This is a genomic window from Streptomyces sp. TLI_185, assembly GCF_003814765.1.
GTDB lineage: Bacteria > Actinomycetota > Actinomycetes > Streptomycetales > Streptomycetaceae > Streptomyces.
The window spans coordinates 8,269,909-8,294,682 of record NZ_RKRB01000001.1; the positions used below are offsets into that span (position 1 = coordinate 8,269,909).

The window sequence follows — 24,774 nt, forward strand, 5'->3', positions numbered from 1 at the left end:
CGCTGTTCAGGCCGGGTCACCCTGATCAGGTATGAACCTGACCCCGAATCAGTTGTCAGGGATGGTGAGGGGTTACTCGGGGACGCTCCTGATGAACGGGGCTGCCGGGGCGCAAGAGACTCGTGGTCGGGCCGGACGTTCGCCGGTCCGACCGTCACCTTGGGAGAGCCCTGCCGTGAACTGCTCCGTGCGTCGTACCCGTTGGTCCACCGTGGCAGCCGCCGGCGCCGTGGTGGCCGCCCTCGCCGTGAGCGTGGCCGCCCCCGCCTCCGCAGTGATCCCGGCTGCGGCGCCTGCGGCTTCGGCGGCCAAAACCCCGCTGCCCGCGCTCGACCCGGTCAAGCTCAGGGCGGCCATCGGCGGTCTGCCCAGCGCGGACGTCACCGGCGCCCTGCTGCGGATCACCGGCAGCGCCGGCCACTGGTCGGGCACCTCGGGTGTGGGCGACCTGGAGACCGGTCAGGGCGTCCCGCGCAACGGGCACTTCCGGATCGGCAGCATCTCCAAGGTCTTCACGGCGACCGTCGTGCTCCAACTCGCCGCCGAGCACCGGATCGACCTGGACACACCCGTCCAGCACTACCTGCCGGGCGTTCTGCCCGCGGACCTTCCGCCGGTCACGGTGGGCCGGCTGCTCAACCACACCAGCGGCCTGCCGCGCGCGGCCGACAGCCCGGACTTCGGCGACGGCAGCCCCGAATGGTTCGCCGCCAACCGTCTGAAGAGCTTCACCCCGCAGCAGGTGATCGACCTGATGGCCGGTCAGCCGATGCAGTTCGCGCCGGGCACCGCGCAGCAGTACAACGGCATGAACTACTACGTCGCCGGCGTGCTGATCGAGAAGATCACCGGGCACACCTTCGCCCACGAAGTGCAGTCCCGGATCACCCGCCCCCTCGGCCTGCACGACACCTACGTCCCCGACGCGGACGACCCGACCGTGCCCGGCCCGCACGCGCACGGCTACCTGATGGTCAAGTCCACGGACGGCACCAGGCACCCGGTGGACGTCACCGAGCAGAGCCCCTGGCCCTGGGCCGAGGGAGGCATGATCTCCACCCCCGCCGACCTCGACCGCTTCATGACCGAGCTGTTCCGCGGCCGTCTCCTTCCGCCGGCCCAGCAGGCCGAGCTCTTCGCGGTTCCCGACGTCCCCAGCCACCACAGCAGCCAGTGCCGCACCCAGACGGACGCCGGCCGGGCCTGCATGACCATGGGCCTGATGCGGGTCAAGGCCTCCAACGGAGTCGTGGTCTGGGGCAAGACCGGCTCCAGCCCCGGCTGCACCGGCGGCGTCTTCGCCACCCGCGACCTCTCCCGCAAGATCGTCTACTCCCTCAACCCCAACAACCTCGACGGCACCGAGATGCGCTACATCCAGCAGATCGCCGCAGCCTCCTTCGGCACCATCGTCCCGGCCGGGAGCTGACACGGTGTCCGTCGTAGCCGCGCCCGACGGCGGCCCGGGCCCTAGCTGCGGCTCTCCGCGTTCAGCCGGTCCAGGAGTTCGGGCAGTGCGGTGCCGATGGGTTCGTGGATCACTTCGTCGGCCCGGTCGTCGTACGGCGTCGGGTCGGCGTTGACGATGACGAGCCGTGCGCCGTGGTCGGCGGCGACGCCGGCGAGTCCGGCCGCGGGTTGCACCTGCAGGCTGGTGCCGACGGCGATGAACACGGAGCAGGCCTTGGTGATGGCGAGAGCCTCACCGAGGACCACCGGGTCGAGCCGCTCGCCGAACATCACCGTCGCCGACTTGAGAATGCCCCCGCACTCCAGACACGCCGGGTCGTCCTCCCCGGCCTCGACCCGGGCGAGCGCGTCTCCCATCGGCCCGCGCGCATGACACCCGGTGCACACGAAACTCCGCGCTGAGCCGTGCAGTTCGAGCACCTTGCGGGCGGGCATCCCGGCGAGCTGGTGCAGCCCGTCGACGTTCTGCGTGATCACCCGCACGGGCACCCCGGACCGCTCCAACTCCGCCACGGCCCGGTGCGCGGCGTTGGGCTCGGCCTTCAGAGTCCGGTTCTTGCGCCGCATCTGCCACGACCGCCGCCGGATCTCCGGATCGCCCATGTAGTACTCGTACGTCACGAGCTTCTCGGCCTCGGGATCCTTCCGCCACAGCCCGTTGGGGCCGCGGTAGTCGGGGATTCCGGAGTCCGTCGAGATACCGGCACCGCTGAGGATCGCGACGAGGGGCTTGCTCATGGCACCGAGGGTAGGACGGCGGACCGGGTGGGGCGAACGGATATTCGTGCGCGCCGTCCGGTGCTAGGTTCCGGCCATGGCCAAGGTCACCGTCTCGCTCGATGCCGAACTCGTCGTGGAAGTCATGGTCCTCGCGGGTGCCGGCAACCCTCAGGACGCCGTCGAGCTCGTCGTCCGCGACTACATCGAGCGCGGCCACCGGACCGAGGCCCGGGTTGCCGCGCGGGACGAAGCGCTGCGCGACGTGGACGTCAAGCCCCGCGACCCCGAGGGGTGAGCCGACGCCCGGTCAGGCCACCCGCTGCCCGTTCTCCAGCTCGGCCGTGCCCGAACCCTCCGCGAGGACGTCCAGGGCGACCCGGACACGGTGGCCGAGGGTGCCCAGCAGGTAGTCGTCGAGTTCCTCACGGGGGACGAGGCGCCAGGAGAGCAGTTCCTCCTCCTGGAGGCGGATCGCCTTGAGGTCGTCCTCGTCGAGGACACCGCCGTCGTACAGGTAGGCCACCAGCGGCGGCCAGCTCGGCTTGTACACCCAGTCGACCGCGAGCAGCCGGCCCAGTTCGCGGTCGAGACCGATCTCCTCGAGGGTCTCGCGGCGCGCGCCCTGGCGCGGGGTCTCGCCGTCGTCGGACTCGATCGTGCCGCCGGGCAGCGCCCAGCCCTCACGGTAGTTGGGCTCGACGAGCAGCACCCGGCCCTCGACGTCGCGGAACAGGGCCGCGGCCCCGGCGAGAATGCGGGGGAGGCCGGCGAGATACGTGGCGAAGTCTGGCGTGGTGGTCATCCAGGAAGGGTAACCAGCTTGCGCAGCCGCCTTTCGCCCTCACTGCCCGGCCGGGCATGTGACTGACCAGTCTCGGCCTTCGGCTAGATCTCCGCCTCCGCCAGCTGCAGCGTCCGCTCCGCCAGCTCGCTGATCCGCACCCCGTCGAAGCCGAACACCGCGCTGCGGACGGTGTCCTCCAGCGGCTCCTTCCACTGCGCCGGAATCGCGTCCGCCCCGGTCAGCACGCCGGCCACCGAGCCCGCCGTCGCCCCGTTGGAGTCGGTGTCCAGGCCGCCGCGGACGGTGAGCGTGATGGTGCGGGTGAAGTCGCCGTCGCCGTACAGAAGCCCTGCGGTGAGTACGGCGGCGTTCGGGATGGTGTGGATCCAGCCGAGCCCGGCGGTCTCCTCGGCGACCGTCGTGAGCGTGTCCTCCCAGGTCATCCGCGTGTCGTGGAGGGAGACGACCCGTCGCACGGTACGGGCGAGCCGGCTGCTCGCCGGGATGACGGCCAGGGCCTGGTCGACCGCGTGCCGCACGGTGGGCGCGGTGAACGCCGCCGCGATCAGCGCCGCCGCCCACATCGCGCCGTACACCCCGTTGCCGGTGTGCGACAGCACCGCGTCCCGGCGGGCCAGGAAGGCGGCGCGGCGCGGCACGCCCGGGCACGTCCAGCCGTAGATGTCGGCGCGGATGAGGGCGCCGATCCACTCCTGGTACGGGTTGTCGTACGTGGCCGTCAGCGGCGGCTTCAGCCCGTTGGCGAGATTGCGGTACGTGGCCCGCTCCGCCGTGAAGGTCTGCAGATACGGCAGCCGCAGCAGCCACAGCTCGCCGACCTGCTCGGTGCTGAAGTCGAAGCCGTGCGTCTCCAGGAGGTCCAGGCCGAGGATCGCGTAGTCGACGTCGTCGTCGCGGCAGCTGCCGTGGATACGGCCGCGCACGCACTGACGCCACTCGGGGCGCAGCTCGAAGCCGTCGCTCTCGTCGGCGGGCTCGGGAAGATAGTCGGTGAGGGGCAGGGCGGCGGCCTGCCGCAGATAGCGGTCGATACGGTCCCGCGTCCACAGGTCGCCCTGCTCGACCGGCTTGCCGAGCATGTTGCCCGAGATCCGGCCGAGCCAGCCCCCGAGGATGCGGTCTCCGAGCTCTGGCTCAGTGCCCACAGGGGTCATAGCAGAAGGTTTACCCAATTTGGCCGCCGGCTGCGCGGGGCCGCACATCGGCGCATCCCGCGGCGCGCGGAGTGTCCCAGGCACCGGTCACCGAATGACGCCGGGGTCATCCTCCGGTTAAGGTCGCAGCGGCGCGACTGGCCTTGACGTGCGCAAGGCCCGGAGAGCAAGGGGAAACAGGTGACACAGCGCGTGCTCATCGCCGCGGACAAGTTCAAGGGGTCGTTGACGGCCGTGCAGGTCGCCGAGCGGGTGACGGCCGGGCTGCGCCGGGTCGTACCGGAGCTCCAGGTGGAGTCGCTGCCCGTGGCCGACGGCGGTGACGGGACCGTGGACGCGGCGGTCGTGGCCGGTTTCGAGCGGCGGGAAGTGCGCGTCGCCGGGCCGCTGGGCGACGAGGTGACGGCGGCCTTCGCACTGCGCGCGGGCACGGCGGTCGTGGAGATGGCGGAGGCGAGCGGGCTGCAGCGACTGCCGGCCGGCGTCTTCGCACCGCTCACTGCGTCCACGTACGGCTCCGGCGAACTGCTGCGGGCCGCGCTGGACGCGGGCGCACGCACGATCGTCTTCGGCGTCGGCGGCAGCGCGACCACCGACGGCGGCGCCGGCATGCTGTCCGCGCTGGGGGCACGGTTCCTGGATGCGGACGGGGAGCCGGTTCCCCCGGGCGGCGGCGGACTGGGCGAGCTCGCCTCCGCCGACCTGTCCGGCCTGGACCCGCGCCTCGCCTCCGTCGAACTGGTCCTGGCGAGCGACGTCGACAACCCGCTGACCGGCCCGAAGGGCGCACCCGCCGTCTACGGCCCGCAGAAGGGCGCCTCCCCGGACGACGTGGAGACCCTGGACACGGCCCTCGCGCACTACGCGAAGGTCCTGGAGGAAGCGGTCGGCGCGAAGGCGGCGGAATTCGCCGCGTCCCCGGGCGCTGGCGCAGCGGGCGGCATCGGCTACGGCGCCCTGCTCCTCGGCGCCCGTTTCCGCCCCGGCATCGAGGTGATGCTCGACGTGCTCGGCTTCGCACCGGCGCTGGAGTGGGCCGACCTGGTGATCACCGGCGAGGGCTCCCTGGACGAACAGACCCTGCACGGCAAGGCTCCGGCGGGGGTCGCGGCAGCCGCGCGTGCCGCCGACAAGGAGGTCGTGGCGGTGTGCGGGCGGCTCGCTCTGCCGCCGGACGCGCTGGGGCGGGCGGGAATCCGACGGGCGTACCCGCTGACTTCCGTGGAGCCGGACGTCGCCAAGTGCATCGCGGATGCGGGGCCGATCCTGGAACGGGTGGCGGAGCAGATCGGCCGGGACTTCCTGACCTGAGACCAGGCTTTTTCCGCCCCCGCCGCCCCTACCCGTCCCGACCCGGGGGCCGGCCCCCGGACCCCCGCTCCTCAAACGCCGGAGGGGCTGAATTTTGCGGACTGGTGCTGAATTTCGCCCACCGGGATGTGATCATTCAGCCGCCGACCGGGATGTGATCTTTCAGCCGCCGGCCGGGGTGTGATCTTTCAGCCCGTCCCGCGTTTCAGGACGAGGCCGGTCAGGCCGAAGCGGGGGTCTGGGGGCGGCAGCCCAGGACGGCGCCCACATACGAAGGGCCCCGAACCCAACAGGTTCGGGGCCCTTCGCCGTCGTAGAAGAGCCGCTACGGCAGCTGCGCCGCCCGCGCCTCGCGCCGGTTGTCGCGGAAGTTGTTCACCCGGCGAGCCGTGGCGAACAGGGGAATCACCGCACCGGTGACCAGCTGGAGTGCACACCCCGTCTGGAGCAGCAGCTGGCCGCTCGGGGCGTCGAACGCCCAGGCCGCCAGCAGGCCCATCGACACGACGATCCAGGACAGCATCGCCACCGCGAGACGGCCCCGCGGCTTCGGGTACTCGACCCGGCTCACCATCAGCCAGGCCGTGCCCAGGATCGCCAGGAGGGTCGCCACGAAGGGCAGCTCGAGGAGCACGATCGAGACCACCGTCAGCGCACCGAACGGCGAGGGCATGCCCTGGAACATGCCGTTCGGGACGGTCACGCACGAGAATCTCGCCAGCCGCAGCACCACGGCCAAGAGCACCACGATTGCCCCGACCGCGGCCACCCGCTGATGTGCGTCGTCCGCGACCATGCCGTAGACGAGGACGAAGTACGCCGGCGCCAGACCGAAGCTGATCAGGTCCGACAGGTTGTCCAGTTCCGCGCCCATGGGGGAGGAGCGCAGCTTGCGTGCCACCAGGCCGTCGAACAGGTCGAAGACCGCCGCGCACAGCATCAGGATCACCGCCGTGGCCGCGCTGTGGCGGGCCATGCCGGTCTCCTGGTCGCCGGTGAGGTGCGGGATCAGGATGCCGGTGGTGGTGAAGTACACCGCCATGAAGCCGCACGTGGCGTTGCCGAGGGTGAGGGTGTCCGCTATTGAGAGGCGGAGAGAGAGGGGCATCTCCTCCTCTTCGTCCACCTCGTCGGCCTCGGGCACCCAGCCCGCCTGGGTATCAGGATCAATCACGGTCAATGCGAGTCACCCCAGCCACGGTCTTCTGGCCGACCTCGACCGCGACCTCCACGCCCTCGGGCAGGTAGATGTCGACGCGCGAGCCGAAGCGGATCAGACCGATGCGGTCACCCTGCTCGACCTTCGTCCCCTGCGGGATGTACGGCACGATGCGGCGGGCCACCGCGCCGGCGATCTGGATCATTTCGATGTCGCCGAGTTCGGTGTCGAAGTGCCAGACTACGCGCTCGTTGTTCTCGCTCTCCTTGTTGAACGCCGGAACGAACCCGCCGGGGATGTGCTCGACCGACGTCACCGTGCCGGAGAGCGGCGCCCGGTTGACGTGGACGTTGAGCGGGCTCATGAAGATCGCGACGCGGGTACGGCCGTCCTTCCACGGCATGATGCTCTGCACCACACCGTCGGCGGGCGAGATGACCCGGCCCGGGGCGATCTCGCGCTCGGGGTCGCGGAAGAACCACAGCATGCCCGCCGCGAGCGCGGTGGCGGGCACGGCCACGGCCTTGGCGACGCCGGAGCGGCGCGCCCGGGCCAGGCTGAGGGCTGCGGTGGCGACGGTCGGCAGAAGCCACGGCGATGCTCCGCGCGCGAGGCGTACGCCGGCCCGGCTGTCGCGTGGTGCAGAGGTTTGGCTGTGGGGCATGGATGACCTTCGTAGCGGATGATGCCGCGCTGTAACGGGGGACGGCGGCTTTCCCGGGATGGTACCGGTCGCGGGCCGCAACTGGGCAAGCCAGGAAGCCGAGTCGGCGGCTGAAGAGTGCTGACGGGGTGTGATCTTCTTCTCCAAGAAAACACCCCGTATCCGGACATCTAACCCTGGAACCGATACTCTTCGAGCAGCCTGCGACCGATGATCATTTTCTGGATCTCGGCGGTACCTTCACCGATCAGCAGCATCGGGGCCTCACGGTAGAGGCGCTCGATCTCGTACTCCTTGGAGAAGCCGTAGCCGCCGTGGATCCGGAAGGCGTCCTCCACGACCTCCTTGCAGTACTCGGAGGCGAGGTACTTCGCCATCCCAGCCTCAAGGTCGTTTCGTTCCCCAGAGTCCTTTTTGCGTGCCGCGTTCACCATCATCGCATGCGCGGCCTCGACCTTGGTAGCCATCTCGGCCAGCTTGAACTGGATGGCCTGGTGCTGGGCGATCGGCTTGCCGAAAGTGTGACGCTGCTGGGCGTACTGGACGCCGAGTTCGAACGCACGCTGAGCGACGCCGCAGCCACGCGCCGCCACGTTCACGCGGCCGACCTCCACGCCGTCCATCATTTGGTAAAAACCTCGGCCGGTCTCGCCGCCGAGCACACGGTTGGCCGGAATCCGCAGGCCATCCATGATGAGCTCGGTGGTGTCGACGCCCTTGTAGCCCATCTTGTCGATCTTCCCGGGGATGGTGAGGCCGGGGCGGACCTCTCCGAAGCCGGGCTCCTTCTCGACCAGGAAGGTCGTCATCGACTTGTGGGGCGCGGTGCCCTCGGGGTGTCCTTCATCACTTCGGACCAGTACGGCGACCAGACTTGACGTTCCGCCGTTCGTCAGCCACATCTTCTGGCCGTTGAGGACGTACTCGTCGCCGTCCTTGACAGCCTTCGACGTGATGGCCGACACGTCCGAGCCGAGGCCCGGCTCCGACATCGAGAAGGCGCCGCGGATGTCGCCGGCCGCCATGCGCGGCAGGAAGTGGTCCTTCTGCTCCTGCGTGCCGTGCTGCTTGAGCATGTACGCCACGATGAAGTGGGTGTTGATGATGCCGGACACCGACATCCAGCCGCGGGCGATCTCCTCGACGCACAGGGCGTAGGTGAGGAGCGACTCGCCCAGACCCCCGTACTCCTCGGGGATCATCAGGCCGAACAGGCCGAGTTCCTTGAGGCCGTCGACGATCTGCTGCGGGTACTCGTCGCGGTGCTCCAGCTCGGTGGCGACCGGGATGATCTCCTTGTCCACGAAGTCGCGGACGGTGGAGAGGATCTCCTGCTGGATGTCGGTCAGACCGGCGGTCTGGGCGAGACGGGCCATGGCTTACTTCTCCTGCTGCTTGAGCTCGGGGCGGCCGGGCTGCTCGCCGCCGCGCTCCTTGATGTACGTCTCGGTGGGCACCATCACCTTGCGGCGGAACACGCAGACCAGCGTGCCGTCCTGCTTGTAGCCCTTGGTCTCGACGTAGACGATGCCGCGGTCGTTCTTCGACTTGGACGGCCACTTGTCGAGCACGGTCGTCTGGCCGTAGATCGTGTCGCCGTGGAAGGTCGGCGCCACGTGCTTGAGCGACTCGATCTCCAGGTTGGCGATCGCCTTGCCGGAGATGTCCGGCACGGACATGCCGAGCAGCAGGGAGTAGATGTAGTTCCCGACGACGACGTTCTTGCCGAAGTCCGTCGTCTTCTCCGCATAGTTGGTGTCCATGTGGAGCGGGTGGTGGTTCATGGTGAGGAGACAGAACAGGTGGTCGTCGTACTCGGTGACCGTCTTGCCCGGCCAGTGCTTGTACGTCGCCCCGACCTCGAACTCCTCGTAGGTGCGTCCGAACTGCATCGCGCTCAGGCCTCCGGGATCTCGAACTTCGACGTGCGCTGCATACCCGCCGCACGTCCCTTGCCGGAGATGACGAGCGCCATCTTGCGGCTGGCCTCGTCGATCATCTCGTCGCCGAGCATCGCGGAGCCCTTCTTGCCGCCCGCCTCGGACGTGTAGTAGTCGTACGCGTCCAGGATCAGCTCGGCGTGGTCGTAGTCCTCCTGCGAGGGCGAGAAGATCTCGTTGGACGCCTCGACCTGGCCCGGGTGCAGCACCCACTTGCCGTCGAAGCCGAGCGCGGCGGCGCGCTGGGCGACCTCGCGGTAGCCGTCGATGTTGCGGATCTGCAGGTAGGGGCCGTCGATCGCCTGGAGGTTGTTGGCGCGGGCGGCCATCAGGATCTTCATCAGGATGTAGTGGTAGGCGTCCGCCGGGTAGCCGGGCGGCTGCTCGCCCACGACCAGCGACTTCATGTTGATCGACGCCATGAAGTCGGCCGGGCCGAAGATGATCGTCTCGACGCGCTGGGACGCCGTCGCGATCTCGTTGACGTTGTTGAGACCCTGGGCGTTCTCGATCTGCGCCTCGATGCCGATCTTGCCGACCTCGAAGCCCATCGTCTTCTCGATCTGCGTCAGCAGGAGGTCGAGGGCGACGACCTGCTGGGCGGTCTGCACCTTCGGCAGCATGATGCAGTCGAGGTTCTGGCCGGCACCTTCGACGACGGTCACGACGTCGCGGTACGTCCACTCGGTCGTCCAGTCGTTGACGCGCACGACCCTCGTCTTGCCGGTCCAGTCGCCCTCGTTGAGGAACTTGACGATGGTGTGCCGCGCCTCGGGCTTGGCGAGCGGGGCGCACGCGTCCTCGAGGTCGAGGAAGACCTGGTCGGCGGGGAGGCCCTGCGCCTTCTCCAGGAAGCGGGGGTTGCTCCCGGGGACCGCGAGGCAGGAGCGTCGCGGACGCAGACGGTTGACGGGCGTGGTCATGCGGGGACCTCCAGGGGGTCGAGCTTGTTCGCTTTCCGGATCTCGTCGACGATGCGGCCGATGATTCCGGTGATGTCGAAGTCCTTCGGGGTGAAGACCGCGGCCACTCCGGCGGCCCGCAGCTGTTCGGCGTCACCATTGGGGATGATGCCACCGGCGATCACCGGTATATCTGTGGCACCGGCCACACGGAGGCGTTCCAGCACGTCCGGGACCAGCTGGGCATGCGAGCCGGAGAGGATGGACAGGCCGACCGCGTGCACGTCCTCGGCGAGGGCCGCGTCCACGATCTGCTCGGGCGTCAGGCGGATGCCCTGGTAGACCACCTCGAAGCCGGCGTCACGGGCCCGCACGGCGATCTGCTCGGCGCCGTTGGAGTGCCCGTCAAGGCCGGGCTTGCCGACCAGGAAGCGCAGCTTGCCGACGCCGAGGTCCTTGGCCGTCAGGTCGACCTTGCGGCGGACGTCGGACATGGCCGATCCCTCCTCGGCGGGGATCGCCACAGGCGCGGACGAGACACCGGTGGGGGCGCGGAACTCGCCGAACACCTCGCGCAGGGCCCCGGCCCACTCGCCGGTGGTGACGCCCGCGCGGGCGCACTCCAGGGTGGCCTCCATGAGGTTGGCGGTGCCCTTGGCGGCCTCCTTCAGCTTCTCCAGCGCCTTGCAGGGGCGCGGGTGGTTGAAGGGCGGCTGGTAGCGGGTGTCGCGCCAGTGCTGGAGCGAGGCGATGACACGGGCCTCGACAGCCGGATCAACTGTCTGGATGGCTGTATCGAGATCCGCGGTGAGCGGATTGGGCTCGGTCGTCTCGAAGATGTTGACGCCCACGATCTTCTCTTGACCGGACTCAATACGGGCGCGGCGCTCGGCGTGCGAGGAGACGAGCTGCGACTTGAGGTAGCCGGACTCGACGGCGGCCATCGCGCCGCCCATCTCCTGGATCCGCTCGATCTCGGCGAGCGACTCCTCGACGAGCTTCGCGACCTTCGCCTCGATGACGTGCGAACCCTCGAAGATGTCCTCGTACTCCAGCAGATCGCTCTCGTGCGCCAGGACCTGCTGGATGCGCAGGGACCACTGCTGGTCCCAGGGGCGGGGCAGGCCGAGCGCCTCGTTCCAGGCGGGCAACTGCACGGCACGCGCGCGTGCGTCCTTGGAGAGGGTCACGGCCAGCATCTCCAGCACGATCCGCTGGACGTTGTTCTCCGGCTGCGCCTCGGTCAGTCCGAGGGAGTTGACCTGGACGCCGTAGCGGAAACGGCGGTGCTTGGGGCTCTGGATGCCGTACCGCTCGAGCGTGATCTTTTCCCAGATCCGCCCGAAGGCCCGCATCTTGCACATCTCCTCGACGAAGCGGACGCCCGCGTTCACGAAGAAGGAGATGCGGCCGACGACGTCGCCCATGCGCTCCTGCGGCACCTGGCCGCTGTCGCGCACGGCGTCGAGGACGGCGATCGCGGTGGACATCGCGTACGCGATCTCCTGGACCGGCGTGGCGCCCGCCTCCTGCAGGTGGTAGCTGCAGATGTTGATCGGGTTCCACTTCGGGAGGTGGGAGACCGTGTACGCGATCATGTCCGTCGTCAGACGGAGCGACGGCCCCGGCGGGAAGACGTGCGTCCCGCGGGACAGGTACTCCTTGACGATGTCGTTCTGGGTCGTGCCCTGGAGCTGGGTGATGTCCGCACCCTGCTCCTCGGCGACGACCTGGTAGAGCGCCAGCAGCCACATGGCGGTGGCGTTGATCGTCATCGAGGTGTTCATCTGCTCCAGGGGGATGTCCTGGAACAGCCGGCGCATGTCACCGAGATGCGCGACCGGCACTCCGACCCGGCCGACCTCGCCGCGGGCGAGGATGTGGTCGGAGTCGTAGCCGGTCTGCGTCGGCAGGTCGAACGCGACCGACAGGCCGGTCTGGCCCTTGGCGAGGTTGCGCCGGTACAACTCGTTGGACGCCTCGGCCGTGGAGTGACCGGCGTACGTGCGCATGAGCCACGGCCGGTCCTTCTCCCGCCTGCCTTCGGCGGGCTGACGCTCAGTCATCTATGACCTCGGGTGTCTCAGATGTTGCGGAAGCGGTTGATGGCGTCGATGTGCTTGGCGCGCAGCTCCTCGTCGCGCACGCCGAGGCCCTCCTCGGGGGCCAGGCACAGCACGCCGACCTTGCCCTGGTGGAGGTTGCGGTGCACGTCGTACGCGGCCTGCCCGGTCTCCTCCAGGGAGTAGACCTTCGACAGCGTCGGGTGGATCTTGCCCTTCGCGATGAGCCGGTTGGCCTCCCAGGCCTCGCGGTAGTTGGCGAAGTGCGAGCCGATGATCCGCTTCAGGGACATCCACAGGTAGCGGTTGTCGTACTCGTGGTTGTAGCCCGAGGTCGAGGCGCAGGTGACGATGGTGCCGCCCTTGCGCGTGACGTAGACGGAGGCACCGAAGGTCTCGCGGCCGGGGTGCTCGAAGACGATGTCGACGTCCTCGCCGCCGGTCAGCTCGCGGATGCGCTTGCCGAAGCGCTTCCACTCGCGCGGGTCCTGCTCGTGCTCGTTCTTCCAGAACTTGTAGTCCTCGGCGTTGCGGTCGATGATCGCCTCGGCGCCCATCGCCCGGCAGATCTCCGCCTTCTGCGGCGAGGACACGACGCAGATCGGGTTGGCGCCACCGGCCAGTGCGAACTGCGTGGCGTACGAGCCGAGACCGCCGCTCGCGCCCCAGATCAGGACGTTGTCGCCCTGTTTCATGCCGGCGCCGTTGCGGGAGACCAGCTGGCGGTAGGCGGTGGAGTTGACCAGGCCCGGAGCGGCGGCCTCCTCCCACGACAGGTGGTCCGGCTTCGGCATCAGCTGGTTGGACTTGACGAGCGCGATCTCGGCGAGGCCGCCGAAGTTCGTCTCGAAGCCCCAGATGCGCTGCTCGGGGTCGAGCATCGTGTCGTTGTGGCCGTCCGACGACTCGAGTTCGACGGAGAGGCAGTGCGCGACGACCTCGTCACCGGGCTTCCAGGCGTTGACGCCGGGGCCGGTGCGCAGGACGACGCCCGCGAGGTCGGAGCCGATGATGTGATACGGCAGGTCGTGGCGCTTGGCCAGCTCGTTGGTGCGGCCGTAGCGCTCCAGGAACCCGAAGGTGGACAGGGGCTCGAAGATCGAGGTCCACACCGAGTTGTAGTTGACCGAGGAGGCCATGACGGCCACCAGGGCCTCGCCCGGGCCGAGCGCCGGCAGCGGAACCTCGTCCAGGTGGATCGACTTGCGCGGGTCCTTGTCGCGGGTCTCCAGACCCGCGAACATCTCCGTCTCGTCCTTGTGCACGGTGATCGCGCGGTACGACTCGGGGAGCGGCATGGCGGCGAAGTCGGCCGGCGTCGAGTCCGGCGACTGGATCGCGTCCAGGATGTCCTTCGTGGTCACGGTGTTGCCTCCGGCGATACGCGTCCTGAGGGAGGGACGCTGAGGGTTACGTCGGTGCTGCTGAGGGTTTTTTGAGAAGTGCCGTCGGTTCGGCGGTGGTGCTGTTCGGCAGCGCTTTGTGGCGCGGGAGGTTGCCTGTGACGCAGGCGTCCGGGCGCGCAAGCCATGGGCTTGAGGGGACAGCCGACGTGCGGTAGGTCTCTGCACGCCGGCCGCCCGGACTCCTTCAACGTATGACACCGCGTGTCACCCCGCAAGGCACTGAGTGCCAGAGATTGCCCTCAGGTGAAATCTTTACGTAACAAATGAGCGATGATCGATCGAAACGGGGGTTGAAAGGTGTGGGAAAAGGGGCTCTGACATGCCAAAACGGCCACCCCGAAGGGTGGCCGTCATCACAGGCGTGGAGAGCCCTCAGCGCTCCTTGAGTGCCTGCTCGATGGTCCGCATGACCTCGTCCAGCGGGGCGTCGGTACGTGCGACGGTGACCAGGACCTCGCCCTGGGTGGAGACGGCCGCGGGAGCCGTCGGCTTCGTTGCCGTCGTGCTGCGCCCCGCCCCGATGCCCGTCCCGAACGTCTTGCGCACGATCGCGAAGGCGTGGTCCAGCTGCGCCTCGACGTCGCCCTGCCCGCCGGCCCGCAGCCAGCGTCTGAGGACGTGGTTGTGGGCGGTGACCACGGCGGACGCGGCGACCTCGGCCAGCAGCGGGTCGTCGTTGGCGTCGTCGTCGTGCGCATGCTCGTCGAAGTGGCCGAGGAGGTAGCGGGTGAAGAGGCGCTCGTAACGGGCCACCGACGCGATCTCTGCCTCGCGCAGGGTGGGCACCTCACGCGTCAGCTTGTAGCGGGCGACCGAGATCTCCGGCCGCGCCGCGTACATCCGCATGACTTCCTTGATGCCGCGGCACACCGTGTCGAGCGGGTGCTCGTGCGCGGGAGCCGCATTGAGCACGGCCTCCGCACGGATCAACGTGTCGTCGTGGTCGGGGAAGATCGCCTCTTCCTTGGAGCGGAAGTGGCGGAAGAAGGTGCGCCGTGCGACCCCGGCCGCGGCCGCGATCTCGTCGACGGTGGTCGCCTCGTACCCCTTGGTCGCGAACAGCTCCATCGCCGCGGCCGCCAGTTCGCGGCGCATCTTGAGCCGCTGGGCGGCCGCGCGACTGCCTGCGGCACTTTCCGGCGCGTCGGGCGTAGCTGGTGTACGTGAGGACTTGGCGGGCTGGGACATGACCCGAACGTACTGCATGTGCGCAGCTTGTTGCGCATGTACGGGGGTGACCCCGCCCGGTGCGGGCGGGGGTCCTCCGGCGGGGCCGAGCAGACCGCCCCAGTCCGTCTCGCCTCTGAACCAGTCGCCGGCGCCGTCAGCGGCGGGCATATTCGCGGAAGCCACGGCCCGTCTTGCGGCCGAGGCAGCCCGCGGCCACCAGGTGCTCCAGGAGCGGCGCCGGGGCCAGGCCCGGGTCGCGGAACTCGCGGTGCAGGACCTTCTCGATCGCCAGGGAGACGTCGAGCCCGACGACGTCCAGGAGCTCGAAGGGGCCCATCGGGTAGCCGCCGCCCAGCTTCATCGCCGCGTCAATGTCGTCAAGAGATGCATAGTGTTCCTGCACCATCTTGATCGCGTTGTTGAGGTAGGGGAAGAGCAGTGCATTCACGATGAAGCCTGCACGGTCTCCACAGTCGACCGCATGCTTCTTGATCCGTCCACACACCTCGCGCACCGTCGCGTGGACGTCCTCGGCCGTCAACACCGTGCGGACGACCTCGACCAGCTTCATCGCCGGCGCCGGGTTGAAGAAGTGCATGCCGATCACGTCCTGCGGGCGCGAGGTGGCGCGGGCGCAGGCGACCACGGGCAGCGAGGAGGTCGTGGTGGCCAGGACCGCGCCCGGCTTGCAGACCTTGTCCAGCGCCTGGAACAGCTGCTGCTTGATCTCCAGGTCCTCGGCGACCGCCTCGACGGCCAGGTCGACGTCGGCGAAGGACTCGTACGAACCCGCCGCGGTGATCCGGTCCAGGGTCTGCGCGGCGGCCTCGGCGGTCATCCGCCCCTTGTCGACGGAGCGCGACAGCGACTTGCCGATACGGGCCTTGGCGGCCTGCGCCTTCTCCTCGCTGCGGGCGGCGAGGACGACCTCGTAGCCGGCCTTGGCGAAGACCTCGGCGATGCCGGACGCCATGGTGCCGGAGCCCGCGACGCCGACGGAGCGGACCTCGCGGCCCGGGGCGAGGGCGGCGCCGTCCAGCGGCGTCAGCGCGTCCCGCACGACGGTGGCGCTGCCCGGGGCCTCGTACGTGTAGAAGCCGCGGCCCGACTTGCGGCCGGTCAGGCCCGCCTCGCTGAGCTGCTTGAGGATCGGCGCGGGGGCGTGCAAGCGGTCGTGGGACTCGGCGTACATGGCCTCCAGGACCGTGCGCGCGGTGTCGACACCGATCAGGTCGAGCAGCGCGAGCGGGCCCATCGGCAGACCGCAGCCGAGCCGCATCGCCGCGTCGATGTCCTCGCGGGAGGCGTACTTGGCCTCGTACATCGCGGCGGCCTGGTTGAGGTAGCCGAACAGCAGCCCGTCGGCGACGAACCCGGGCCGGTCGCCGACCGCGACGGGCTCCTTGCCGAGGTCGAGGGCGAGGTTGGTGACCGCGGTGACGGCCGTCGGCGCGGTGAGGACGGAGGAGACGACCTCGACCAGCTTCATCGCGGGCGCCGGGTTGAAGAAGTGCAGGCCCAGCACGCGCTCCGGACGGGCCGAGTCGGCGGCCAGACGGGTCACGGACAGGGCGTTGGTGCCGGTCGCCAGGATCGTCTCCGGGCGGACGATCCCGTCGAGCTCACGGAAGATCTGGTGCTTGATCTCGTACGACTCCGGAGCCACCTCGATGACGAGGTCGGCGTCGGCCGCGGCCTGCAGGTCGGTGGAGATGCGGACGCGGGCGAGGACGTCCGCGCGCTCCTGCTCGGTCAGCCGGCCCCGCTCCACGGCACGGGCAGTGGCCGCCTCCAGAGTGGCGAGGGCCTTGGCGGCCGCGGCCTCGCTGATGTCGATGCCGACGACCTCGCGGCCGGCCTTGGCGAGGACCTCGGTGATACCGGTGCCCATGGTGCCGAGGCCGACGACGGCAATGGTCGTGAGCGAAGAGGAAGGGGTGTGGGACAGGGGAGTGGCCATCGCGGGACTCCAGGCATGAGGGTGACGACTGGGAGAGCGCCCGGGTGCGCCGAGGGAAAGCCGGCCGAAGCCGGACCTGGCGCACCGGGTGCGTGAAAGGAATGCGGGTGTTGTTGCCGGGCTGCAAGCGCACACGCCCGATGCCGTCGCCGTGGGCGCGCACACGCCTGGAGCGAACGGTGAGAAATCCGACCGGCCCTGTCCCGTGGCCGGGTCGTGCTGCGGTACCTGATGTACCGAACCGACTGCTCTTACGACGGCTGCGTCACCAGGCCGCCGCAAGGGAATGCGAGTGGGTAACTCGCTCGTCTGAGCTTAACCGGCGGGTAACGAGCGCGCTAGTCCCCGTGTTTGTGATGTACGTCCCGAGAGATCGGCGTCCCCTTCTAATCTTCGGTGTCATGGACGAAGAGTTGCGATCGCTCACGGAGCGTTTACGGGTGGAGTCGGGGGCGACGGCCGCATACGACCGTCTCGTGGCCACCGAGGACGCCGATGAGCTGGCACGGGTGCTCACCGAGCCCGGGCAGCCGCTGTGGGCCAGGGAGCTGGCCGCGTTCCGGCTGGGGCTCGCGGGTGACCGGCGTGCCTTCGAGGCCCTTGTCCTGTTTCTGAACCACCGCGATCCGCAGCGCTGTGCCTCGGCCGCGCACGCCCTCGCCCACCTCGGCGACCCGCGCACCGCCCGCGCGGCGGCAGCCCTCGCCACCAACGAACTCCGTGTCGCCTACGCCCTCCACCCGGTCCGGCTCCTTGCGGAGCTGCGCGCCCCCGAGTCCGTGCCCGCGCTGATCACCACCCTGGAGCGCAGGCTGCGCCCGCACGACCCGTACCGCCGGGTGGCGCTCGCCTGCGTGGAGGGCCTCGGCGCCCTGGAGGACGCCCGCGCCAGACCCGTACTCAGCGAGGCGCTGGCACATCCGGCCCTGGCACAGGCGGCGGTCCGGGCGCTGGCCCGGATCCCGAGACAGAGGTGACGCCACGTCAGCCCGTCAGGTCCCTGACGTACCGCACCTCCGGCACCTCGGCCCCGTCCACGGCGAAGGACTCCTCGGCGCCGTCCGGGTGGAAGCCCGACCGCTCGTAGAAGCGGCGGGCACGCGCGTTCTCCTTCAGCACCCACAGGTGCATACGCGCGTGCCCGGCGGCCGTGCACCGCCGTACCGACTCCTCGATCAGGGCCCGCCCCACGCCCAGGCCGTACGACTCAGGGGCCACGTAGAGCGCGTACAACTCGAGCTCCCCGGTGCGCACTTCACCGACCCGGTACGGGCCGTGGCAGACCCATCCGACGATCTCCCCACCTTGCTCGGCGACCAGGTTCACCACCTCGGCGTTGCTCTCCAGGAAGCGGGTGCGGCGGCGCTCGGCGTCCTCCCGCATGCTCATTGCGTCCAGGTAGGACTGCGGGATGATCCCCCGGTACGCGGACTGCCAGCCGCCGACTCGGATCTCCGCCACGCGCTCGCAGTCCGCGAGCGTCATCTCACGGACCAGGAGCCCACTCACGCACCCACCACCGCGAACGCCTCGATCTCCATCAGGAACTCGGGTCGGACCAGGGCGGCGACCTGTACCGCGGAGGCCGCGGGGAGGCGGTCGTCGGGTATGTGGGTGGCGCGGGCCGTGCGGATTGCGGGCAGGTGTGCCGTGTCCGTGACGAAGTAGGTGAGTTTGACGACGTCGTCGAAGCTCGCCCCGGCGGCGGCCAGGCAGCGGCGGAGGTTCTCGAAGACCTGGCGGGCCTGGGCCTCGGGGTCGCCCTCGCCGACGAGTTTGCCGTCCTCGTCCAGCGCGAGCTGGCCGGCGATCGCGACGAAACGGCCCGTGCCCATGACGACATGGCTGTACTGCGCGGCGGGGAAGACCCCGTCGGGGGCGGTGATCCTGGTCAGCTCACTCATGCGTCCATCGTGGACCATGCGTCTGACAACGCCTCCGACGGGACCTCACCTTCGGGTCGTGCTCAGCCGCGGAAGCCGATCAGGCCGTGCAGCGTGGCGCCGCCGTCGGACGTCGACGTCGCCTTGGTACTCATCGCCGCCTTGGTGCTCAGCGGCTTGGGATCGGGCGTCTTCGGGCACACCGCGTCGACCGGGCCGCCGCTGCGCGGCACCGTGCCGTCGGACAGGTACGTTGCCAGGTACTTGTCCAGGCAGGCGTTCCCGCTCAGCGTGATGCCGTGGTTGCCGCCGCCCTGCTCGACCACGAAGCTCGAGCCGGCCAGCAGACGGTGGACCGTCACGCCGCCCTCGTACGGGGTGGCCGCGTCGTTGGTCGCCTGGAAGAGCAGTACCGGCGGCAGCTTGTCGTTGGCGACGTGCACCGGCCGCAGCGAGTCCGTCGGCCAGAAGGCGCACGGCGCGTTGTACCAGGCGTTGTTCCAAGCCATGAAGGGCGCCTTCTCGTACACCGCCCAGTTGTCCTTGCGCCACTGGTTCCAGTCGCGCGGCCAGGAGGCGTCACGGCACTGCACCGAGGCGTAGATGCTGTAGCCGTTGTCCCCGGAGGCGTCGACAGCGGCGAACTTCTCGTACGCCCCGACCAGCGGGTCGGAGTTCTTGTCGTTCACATACGCCGCGAACGCCTGGGCCAGTTGGGGCCAGTAGCCGTTGTAGTAGCCGCCGGGGACGAACGTGTCCTCCAGCTCGGAGGCCCCCACCTTGCCGCCGGCCGGCTTCTTGGCGACCGCCTTGCGCATCGCGTACCACTTGGCCTCGATCCCGGCCGGGTCGGTGCCGAGCTTGTACGTCGAGTCGTACTTGGCGATCCAGGCCAACAGGGCCTTCTGGCGGGCGTCGAAGGCGTAGTCCTGCGCGATGTTGTCGTCGTACCAGACGCCGGTCGGGTCGACGATCGAGTCCAGGACCAGGTGCTTCACGTGCTGCGGGAAGAGCTTGGCGTAGACGGCGCCCAGGTAGGTGCCGTACGAGTAGCCGAAGTAGCTGGTCTGCCGTGCGCCCAGGGCCGCGCGGATCGAGTCCATGTCCTGCACGGCCTGAATGGTGTTGATGTACGGCAGCAGGCTCGCGTACTTGGTGCCGCAGGCGGCGGCGAAGGACTTCGCGCGGTCGAGGTTGGCCTTCTCCAGGGCCGGTGTGCTCGGCACGGTGTCCGGGCGCACCGGATTGAAGTGGCCCGGCTTGCAGTCGAGGGCGGGCTTGCTCTTGCCCACCCCGCGAGGGTCGAAGCCGATGACGTCGTACTGGGCCGCGACCGCCTTGGGCAGGGAGGACGCGACGAATCCGGCGAGCGAGAGGCCGCTGCCGCCGGGACCGCCGGGGTTGACCAGCAGCGGGCCCTGGCTCTTCTGCGCGGTGTGTTTCACGCGCGAGAGCGCAAGCGTGATCTGCTGCCCGCGCGGGTGTCGGTGGTCGAGCGGCACGTCGAGCGACGCGCACTGCAGCGTCGGATAGTTCGTGGTGGCGCAGTTCTTCCAGGTGAGTTTCGCGGCTGGAGCGGACTGCGGGGACTGCGCGGTGCTCGCGCCGGCGGGGAGAGCAGTGAAGCTCCCGGCCACGACGACGGCGGCACCGCACAGCACCGCTGCGCGTTTTCTCATGAAGTCCTCCCAGGACGGAGGGTTTCGGACCGCGAGGCTCACGGTCCTCGCCGCATCGTCCCGGAAGGCCGCCCCGGAAGAACTCGTTCTGGCAAGACTTGACCCAATTGGGTCGCGGGATGCGCTCGTATGCTCTCAAATGAGCGTCAGTTGGGTCGGTTCGGACACCGTCGCCTCGGGTGCCTCGGGTGCCTCGGGCGGCCGGATCCGCCGTGGCATCCCCGCGCGCGTGGGGCCGATCCCGTACTCCTGGGCCAGCTCGTGGACCTGACGGGTGATCCGGCGCTGGTACCACTTCGGGGCGTATGAGCCGTCCGCGTACAGACGCTCGTAGCGGCGCACCAGGTACGGGTGGTGCTGGGCCAGCCAGGCCATGAACCACTCGCGGGCGCCGGGGCGCAGGTGCAGCACCAGCGGGGTGACGGAGGTGGCCCCGGCAGCCGCGATCGCCCGTACGGTCGCGCGCAGTTGGGCGGGCCGGTCGCTCAGGAACGGGATCACCGGGGCCATCAGGACGCCGCATCCGATGCCGTGCTCGGCGAGTGTGCGGACCACGTCCAGGCGGCGCTCCGGGGCGGGCGTGCCCGGCTCCACCGTGCGCCACAGCTCGGGGTCGGTGAAGCCGACCGACACCGAGATGCCGACATCCGTCACCTGGGCCGACTGCACCAGAAGGTCGAGGTCGCGCAGGATCAGCGTGCCCTTCGTCAGGATCGAGAAGGGGTTGGCGTGGTCGCGCAGGGCGGACAGGATGCCCGGCATCAGCCGGTAGCGCCCCTCGGCGCGCTGGTAGCAGTCGACGTTCGTGCCCATCGCGATGTGCTCGCCCTGCCAGCGGCGCGAGCCGAGCTGGCGGCGCAGCAGCTCCGGGGCGTTCACCTTGACCACGATCTGCGAGTCGAAGTCGATCCCCGAGTCGAGGTCCAGATAGGTGTGCGTCTTGCGGGCGAAGCAGTACACGCACGCGTGCGAGCAGCCGCGGTACGGATTGACCGTCCACTCGAAGGGCATGCGCGAGGCGCCCGGCACCCGGTTGATGATCGAGCGGGCCCGCACCTCGTGGAAGGTGATTCCACGGAATTCGGGCGTGTCGAAGGTACGGCTGACCACCGCGTCCGCGCCGAACAACGCGGCGTCCGCCGCCCGGCTGTGCCCGCCGGACTCCACTGTGAGGTTCTCCCACCGCATGACGCCTCCTCGGTAGCGCTGCCCCGAGTGAAACACGTGTTCGATTTCCCGTGCAAGGCCTGTTTCCGATCGCTCCGGAAGCCCCACGGGCGTCCTGGGTCACCCCGATTTGGGCGGCCGTGGGCGGGGGTGGTTGGCTTGCCCCAACCCCGAGAGAAGCAAGTCCTGGAGGAAACCGATGGCGCAGGTCGAGGCCACTACCGAGCGGGTCGTCGCGGCAGACGCGGAGAAGGTGTTCGACGCCCTCGCCGACTACAGCGGCACGCGCGCGAAGGTGCTGCCCGAGCACTTCAGCGAGTACGAGGTGCGCGAGGGCGGCGACGGCGAGGGCACCCTCGTCCACTGGAAGCTCCAGGCCACCAGCAAGCGCGTGCGTGACTGCCTCCTGGAGGTCAGTGAGCCCACCGACGGCGAGCTCGTCGAGAAGGACCGCAACTCCTCGATGGTCACCACCTGGCGGGTCACCCCGGCGGGGGAGGGCAAGTCCCGCGTCGTCGTGACCACCGTCTGGAACGGCGCCGGCGGCATCGGCGGCTTCTTCGAGAAGACCTTCGCGCCCAAGGGCCTCGGTCGGATCTACGACGCCGTGCTCGCCAAGCTCGCCACCGAGGTCGAGAAGTAAGTCCCGGCCACTCGGGGGCCGTTGACGCCCCTCACCGGTTCGAGTGGATCTCCTTGCGCCGCACCGGTCCGCCGTAACTCGTCGCGCTTGCCCGTAGTTGCCGCCTTGAGCGGAATTGTGTGGCAGCGCGGCGAGGGGAGCGGTACGTGAGCGGGACGACGGTGCAGGGCGGGCTGCGGGGCGAACCCGCCGTGGCGCCCCCGCAGACCCCCGCCGCACCGCCCCACCCGGTCGAACCGAGCCCGCGCCGGGTGCGGTTGGTCTTCCTCGGGCTGATGCTGGCGCTGCTGCTCGCCGCCCTGGAGCAGATGATCGTCGCCACCGCGCTCCCGAAGATCGTCGGTGAGCTGCACGGCCTGGACAGGATGTCCTGGGCGATCACCGCCTACCTCCTCACGGCCACCGTGGGCCTCCCGGTCTACGGCAAGCTCGGCGACCTGCTCGGCCGCAAGGGCGTCTTCCAGTTCGCCATCGTCGTCTTCGTGATCGGCGCCGCGCTCGCGGGCCGGGCGCAGAGCATGGACCAGCTGATCGCCTTCCGCGCGGTCCAGGGTGTCGGCGCGGGCGGGCTCATGATCGGCGTGCAGGCGATCATCGCGGACATCGTGCCGCCCCGCCGGCGCGGCCGTTTCATGGGCCTGATCGGCGCCGCGTTCGGCCTCGCGTCTGTTGCCGGCCCCCTGTTGGGCGGGTACTTCACGGACCACCTGTCCTGGCGCTGGTGCTTCTACTTCAACGTCCCCTTCGGCCTGCTCACCCTGGCCGTCGTCACCGTCGTCCTGAAGCTTCCGAAGCCGCAGGCCAAGGCGCGGCTCGACGTGCTCGGCGCGCTGCTGCTCGCCGCCGCCTCCACCTGCCTCGTCCTGCTGACCAGTTGGGGCGGCACCGAGTACGCCTGGGACTCGCGGGTGATCCTCGGTCTCGGCGCGGGAGCGGCGGCCGCCACCGTGCTCTTCCTCGTCGCCGAGCACTTCGCCGCCGAACCCCTCATCCCGCTGCGGCTGTTCAGGGACTCCGTCTTCAACGTCACCGGTCTGGTGGGCCTCGTGATCGGCGTCGCCCTGTTCGGCGCCGCCAGCTATCTGCCGACCTTTCTGCAGATGGTCGACGGGGCCTCCGCCACCGAGTCGGGTCTGCTGATGTTGCCCATGATGGGCGGCATCGTCGGGGCCTCGATCGTCTCCGGCCAGCTCATCAGCCACACCGGACGCTACAAGATCTACCCCGTCCTCGGGTGCGCCGTCTCCGTCGTCGGCATGTGGCTGCTCTCCCGCCTCCAGGTCGACACGCCCCGACTGGACTACAGCCTCTGGATGGCCGTCCTCGGTGCCGGCATCGGCATGGTGATGCCGGTCCTGATCCTCGCCGTGCAGAACTCCGTGCGCCCCGCCGACCTCGGCACCGCCACCAGTGCCAACAACTACTTCCGGCAGATCGGCGGCAGCGTCGGCGCCGCGGTCTTCGGCACCCTCTTCGCCGACCGGCTCACCGACGCCCTCGCAAAACGGCTCCCCACGCGCGCGGGTGCACAGCTTCCCGACCCGGAGTCCATCACCCCGCAGCTCGTCCACGCGCTGCCCGCGCCGCTGCGCGACGACTACATCCGGGCGTACGCCGACGCCATGCCCCGGATCTTCCTCTACCTGGTGCCGGTGCTCGCCCTCGGCCTGCTCATCGCGTTCTTCCTCAAGGAGAAACCCCTGGTGTCCTACAACGCCGCCGAAACCGAGCCCGCGACCGCCGCGATCCCGCAGGCCCTCCCCCACCCTTCGGGCGGGGGGACCCCCATCTCGCTTCGCTCGCCGTACGCCGCCGGAGTCCCCGTCTGCGGCACGGTGCAGCACCCCGACGGCACCGTCGTCCCCCGCGCCGCGCTCACGCTCATCGACGCCGCCGGACAGCAGATCGGTCGGGGCGCCAGCGGCGAGGACGGGCGGTACGCGCTGTCCACGCCCGGCGCGGGATCGTACGTCCTCATCGCCGCCGCGGGCGGCCACCAGCCGCAGGCCGTCTCCGTCACCGTCGGCGAGCGCCCCGTCGAGCTGGATGTCGTCCTCGGCGGCGCCGGACGCCTCGCCGGCGGCGTGCTCACCGCCGACGGCACCCCCGTGCGCGACGCCACCGTCACGCTCACCGACGTACGCGGCGAGGTCGTCGCCACCACCCGCAGCGGACGCGAGGGCGGCTACGTCATCACCGAGCTGGTGGCCGGCGAGTACACCCTCGCCGCGAGCGCGCCCGGGTTCCGCCCGGCCGCGCTCCCGGTCACCGTCCAGGCCTCACGGGAGACCCGCCAGGACGTCGAACTCGCGGGCGGCGCCGTGCTGCGCGGCACCGTGCGCACCAGCGGCGGGCGGCTGGTCGACGACGCGCGCGTGACCCTGCTGGACGCGGCGGGCAACGTGGTGGACACGCTGACCACCGGACTCGACGGAACGTTCCGGTTCGTCGACCTGTCCTCCGGCGAGTACACCGTCATCGCGGCCGGTTACCCGCCGGTCGCCACCGTGCTCCAGGTCGCGGGAGGCGGCCGGACCGAGCGGGACCTGCAACTGGGGCACGAAGACTGACGCAGCGTCACGCGCTCCGGCGCGCGCCCCCGCGCGCGGGGCCCGTTCCGTTGCACCAATTCCCGCATTGCCGCACATCACCACCGGCCGGAGCCGTACGGTGGAGCA

General features: G+C 69.8%; 22 protein-coding genes. 6 read left to right on the forward strand and 16 right to left on the reverse strand.

What is annotated here, in order from left to right:
* The first annotated feature begins 187 nt into the window (after positions 1-187).
* Positions 188-1,429, forward strand: coding sequence for a serine hydrolase (locus EDD92_RS38055; protein ID WP_260327047.1), 1,242 nt, complete (start codon positions 188-190; stop codon positions 1,427-1,429).
* 41 nt (positions 1,430-1,470) lie between these two features.
* On the opposite strand, the gene EDD92_RS38060 is transcribed toward EDD92_RS38055, so the two are convergent.
* The gene (locus tag EDD92_RS38060; protein WP_123968495.1) at positions 1,471-2,208 is read right to left on the reverse strand and encodes a Sir2 family NAD-dependent protein deacetylase; all 738 of its coding nucleotides are present in this window, start codon (positions 2,206-2,208) and stop codon (positions 1,471-1,473) included.
* Between the two features lie 76 nt (positions 2,209-2,284).
* Between EDD92_RS38060 and EDD92_RS38065 the strand changes: the two genes are divergently transcribed.
* On the forward strand, positions 2,285-2,485 hold the full coding sequence (locus EDD92_RS38065) for a DUF2191 domain-containing protein (protein ID WP_123968496.1): 201 nt from the start codon (positions 2,285-2,287) through the stop codon (positions 2,483-2,485).
* Positions 2,486-2,497: 12 nt separating this feature from the next.
* Here the strand turns inward: EDD92_RS38065 and EDD92_RS38070 are convergent, their stop codons facing one another.
* Positions 2,498-2,992, reverse strand: a complete 495-nt coding sequence (locus EDD92_RS38070) for an NUDIX hydrolase (protein WP_123968497.1) — start codon at positions 2,990-2,992, stop codon at positions 2,498-2,500.
* 83 nt (positions 2,993-3,075) lie between these two features.
* Positions 3,076-4,149 carry an ADP-ribosylglycohydrolase family protein gene (locus EDD92_RS38075; protein WP_123968498.1) on the reverse strand — a complete coding sequence of 358 codons (1,074 nt, stop codon included), beginning with the start codon at positions 4,147-4,149 and terminating at the stop codon, positions 3,076-3,078.
* A 192-nt stretch (positions 4,150-4,341) separates the two neighbouring features.
* Between EDD92_RS38075 and EDD92_RS38080 the strand changes: the two genes are divergently transcribed.
* Entirely contained in the window at positions 4,342-5,460 is a 1,119-nt protein-coding gene (locus tag EDD92_RS38080; protein ID WP_123970731.1) for a glycerate kinase, read from the forward strand.
* A 325-nt stretch (positions 5,461-5,785) separates the two neighbouring features.
* On the opposite strand, the gene pssA is transcribed toward EDD92_RS38080, so the two are convergent.
* From pssA to EDD92_RS38125, 9 genes are all read right to left on the reverse strand, one after another.
* A complete protein-coding gene (gene pssA, locus EDD92_RS38085; protein ID WP_030936949.1) occupies positions 5,786-6,604 on the reverse strand; it encodes a CDP-diacylglycerol--serine O-phosphatidyltransferase in 819 nt (272 codons plus the stop codon).
* Between the two features lie 22 nt (positions 6,605-6,626).
* Entirely contained in the window at positions 6,627-7,283 is a 657-nt protein-coding gene (locus EDD92_RS38090) for a phosphatidylserine decarboxylase (protein ID WP_030936947.1), read from the reverse strand.
* A gap of 170 nt (positions 7,284-7,453) precedes the next feature.
* Positions 7,454-8,659 (reverse strand): acyl-CoA dehydrogenase family protein, encoded by a 1,206-nt coding sequence (locus EDD92_RS38095; RefSeq protein WP_062710448.1) that lies wholly within the window; start codon positions 8,657-8,659, stop codon positions 7,454-7,456.
* Positions 8,660-8,662: 3 nt separating this feature from the next.
* Positions 8,663-9,175, reverse strand: coding sequence for a MaoC family dehydratase (locus EDD92_RS38100; protein WP_062716551.1), 513 nt, complete (start codon positions 9,173-9,175; stop codon positions 8,663-8,665).
* A 5-nt stretch (positions 9,176-9,180) separates the two neighbouring features.
* Positions 9,181-10,146: a CoA ester lyase gene (locus EDD92_RS38105; protein ID WP_099932428.1), complete on the reverse strand. Its 966-nt coding sequence runs from the start codon at positions 10,144-10,146 to the stop codon at positions 9,181-9,183.
* Entirely contained in the window at positions 10,143-12,191 is a 2,049-nt protein-coding gene (locus tag EDD92_RS38110; protein ID WP_123968499.1) for a protein meaA, read from the reverse strand. Before EDD92_RS38110 ends, EDD92_RS38105 begins: the two co-directional genes overlap by 4 nt.
* 17 nt (positions 12,192-12,208) lie before the next feature.
* Positions 12,209-13,552, reverse strand: coding sequence for a crotonyl-CoA carboxylase/reductase (gene ccrA, locus EDD92_RS38115; RefSeq protein WP_123968500.1), 1,344 nt, complete (start codon positions 13,550-13,552; stop codon positions 12,209-12,211).
* A 414-nt stretch (positions 13,553-13,966) separates the two neighbouring features.
* Positions 13,967-14,782, reverse strand: a complete 816-nt coding sequence (locus EDD92_RS38120) for a TetR family transcriptional regulator (protein ID WP_260327049.1) — start codon at positions 14,780-14,782, stop codon at positions 13,967-13,969.
* Between the two features lie 136 nt (positions 14,783-14,918).
* Positions 14,919-16,724, reverse strand: coding sequence for a 3-hydroxyacyl-CoA dehydrogenase family protein (locus EDD92_RS38125; protein WP_123968502.1), 1,806 nt, complete (start codon positions 16,722-16,724; stop codon positions 14,919-14,921).
* Between the two features lie 401 nt (positions 16,725-17,125).
* On the opposite strand from EDD92_RS38125, the gene EDD92_RS38130 reads away from it, so the two are divergent.
* Positions 17,126-17,701, forward strand: coding sequence for an adenylosuccinate lyase (locus EDD92_RS38130; RefSeq protein ID WP_123968503.1), 576 nt, complete (start codon positions 17,126-17,128; stop codon positions 17,699-17,701).
* 7 nt (positions 17,702-17,708) lie between these two features.
* Here the strand turns inward: EDD92_RS38130 and EDD92_RS38135 are convergent, their stop codons facing one another.
* The 4 genes from EDD92_RS38135 to EDD92_RS38150 form a co-directional block, all read right to left on the reverse strand.
* Complete coding sequence (locus tag EDD92_RS38135; protein WP_123970732.1) at positions 17,709-18,209, reverse strand: GNAT family N-acetyltransferase; 501 nt, start codon at positions 18,207-18,209, stop codon at positions 17,709-17,711.
* 20 nt (positions 18,210-18,229) lie between these two features.
* Entirely contained in the window at positions 18,230-18,628 is a 399-nt protein-coding gene (locus tag EDD92_RS38140; protein WP_123968504.1) for a RidA family protein, read from the reverse strand.
* Positions 18,629-18,690: 62 nt separating this feature from the next.
* A complete protein-coding gene (locus EDD92_RS38145; RefSeq protein WP_123968505.1) occupies positions 18,691-20,286 on the reverse strand; it encodes an alpha/beta hydrolase in 1,596 nt (531 codons plus the stop codon).
* Positions 20,287-20,421: 135 nt separating this feature from the next.
* Positions 20,422-21,474 carry an Rv2578c family radical SAM protein gene (locus tag EDD92_RS38150; RefSeq protein WP_123968506.1) on the reverse strand — a complete coding sequence of 351 codons (1,053 nt, stop codon included), beginning with the start codon at positions 21,472-21,474 and terminating at the stop codon, positions 20,422-20,424.
* Between the two features lie 178 nt (positions 21,475-21,652).
* Between EDD92_RS38150 and EDD92_RS38155 the strand changes: the two genes are divergently transcribed.
* On the forward strand, positions 21,653-22,096 hold the full coding sequence (locus EDD92_RS38155) for an SRPBCC family protein (protein WP_030936919.1): 444 nt from the start codon (positions 21,653-21,655) through the stop codon (positions 22,094-22,096).
* Between the two features lie 146 nt (positions 22,097-22,242).
* Entirely contained in the window at positions 22,243-24,666 is a 2,424-nt protein-coding gene (locus EDD92_RS38160) for an MFS transporter (protein WP_123968507.1), read from the forward strand.
* Positions 24,667-24,774 lie beyond the last annotated feature (108 nt).

Bases quoted from the DNA above. Each gene is read 5' to 3' on its own strand.
- EDD92_RS38120 (WP_260327049.1), bottom strand. From the start codon at position 14,782: ATGTCCCAGCCCGCCAAGTCCTCACGTACACCAGCTACGCCCGACGCG.
- EDD92_RS38140 (WP_123968504.1), bottom strand. From the start codon at position 18,628: ATGAGTGAGCTGACCAGGATCACCGCCCCCGACGGGGTCTTCCCCGCC.
- EDD92_RS38070 (WP_123968497.1), bottom strand. From the start codon at position 2,992: ATGACCACCACGCCAGACTTCGCCACGTATCTCGCCGGCCTCCCCCGC.
- EDD92_RS38065 (WP_123968496.1), top strand. From the start codon at position 2,285: ATGGCCAAGGTCACCGTCTCGCTCGATGCCGAACTCGTCGTGGAAGTC.
- EDD92_RS38155 (WP_030936919.1), top strand. From the start codon at position 21,653: ATGGCGCAGGTCGAGGCCACTACCGAGCGGGTCGTCGCGGCAGACGCG.
- EDD92_RS38130 (WP_123968503.1), top strand. From the start codon at position 17,126: ATGGACGAAGAGTTGCGATCGCTCACGGAGCGTTTACGGGTGGAGTCG.
- EDD92_RS38110 (WP_123968499.1), bottom strand. From the start codon at position 12,191: ATGACTGAGCGTCAGCCCGCCGAAGGCAGGCGGGAGAAGGACCGGCCG.
- EDD92_RS38135 (WP_123970732.1), bottom strand. From the start codon at position 18,209: ATGACGCTCGCGGACTGCGAGCGCGTGGCGGAGATCCGAGTCGGCGGC.
- EDD92_RS38105 (WP_099932428.1), bottom strand. From the start codon at position 10,146: ATGACCACGCCCGTCAACCGTCTGCGTCCGCGACGCTCCTGCCTCGCG.
- EDD92_RS38075 (WP_123968498.1), bottom strand. From the start codon at position 4,149: ATGACCCCTGTGGGCACTGAGCCAGAGCTCGGAGACCGCATCCTCGGG.
- EDD92_RS38060 (WP_123968495.1), bottom strand. From the start codon at position 2,208: ATGAGCAAGCCCCTCGTCGCGATCCTCAGCGGTGCCGGTATCTCGACG.
- EDD92_RS38150 (WP_123968506.1), bottom strand. From the start codon at position 21,474: ATGCGGTGGGAGAACCTCACAGTGGAGTCCGGCGGGCACAGCCGGGCG.
- EDD92_RS38100 (WP_062716551.1), bottom strand. From the start codon at position 9,175: ATGCAGTTCGGACGCACCTACGAGGAGTTCGAGGTCGGGGCGACGTAC.
- EDD92_RS38095 (WP_062710448.1), bottom strand. From the start codon at position 8,659: ATGGCCCGTCTCGCCCAGACCGCCGGTCTGACCGACATCCAGCAGGAG.
- EDD92_RS38125 (WP_123968502.1), bottom strand. From the start codon at position 16,724: ATGGCCACTCCCCTGTCCCACACCCCTTCCTCTTCGCTCACGACCATT.
- EDD92_RS38145 (WP_123968505.1), bottom strand. From the start codon at position 20,286: ATGAGAAAACGCGCAGCGGTGCTGTGCGGTGCCGCCGTCGTCGTGGCC.
- EDD92_RS38090 (WP_030936947.1), bottom strand. From the start codon at position 7,283: ATGCCCCACAGCCAAACCTCTGCACCACGCGACAGCCGGGCCGGCGTA.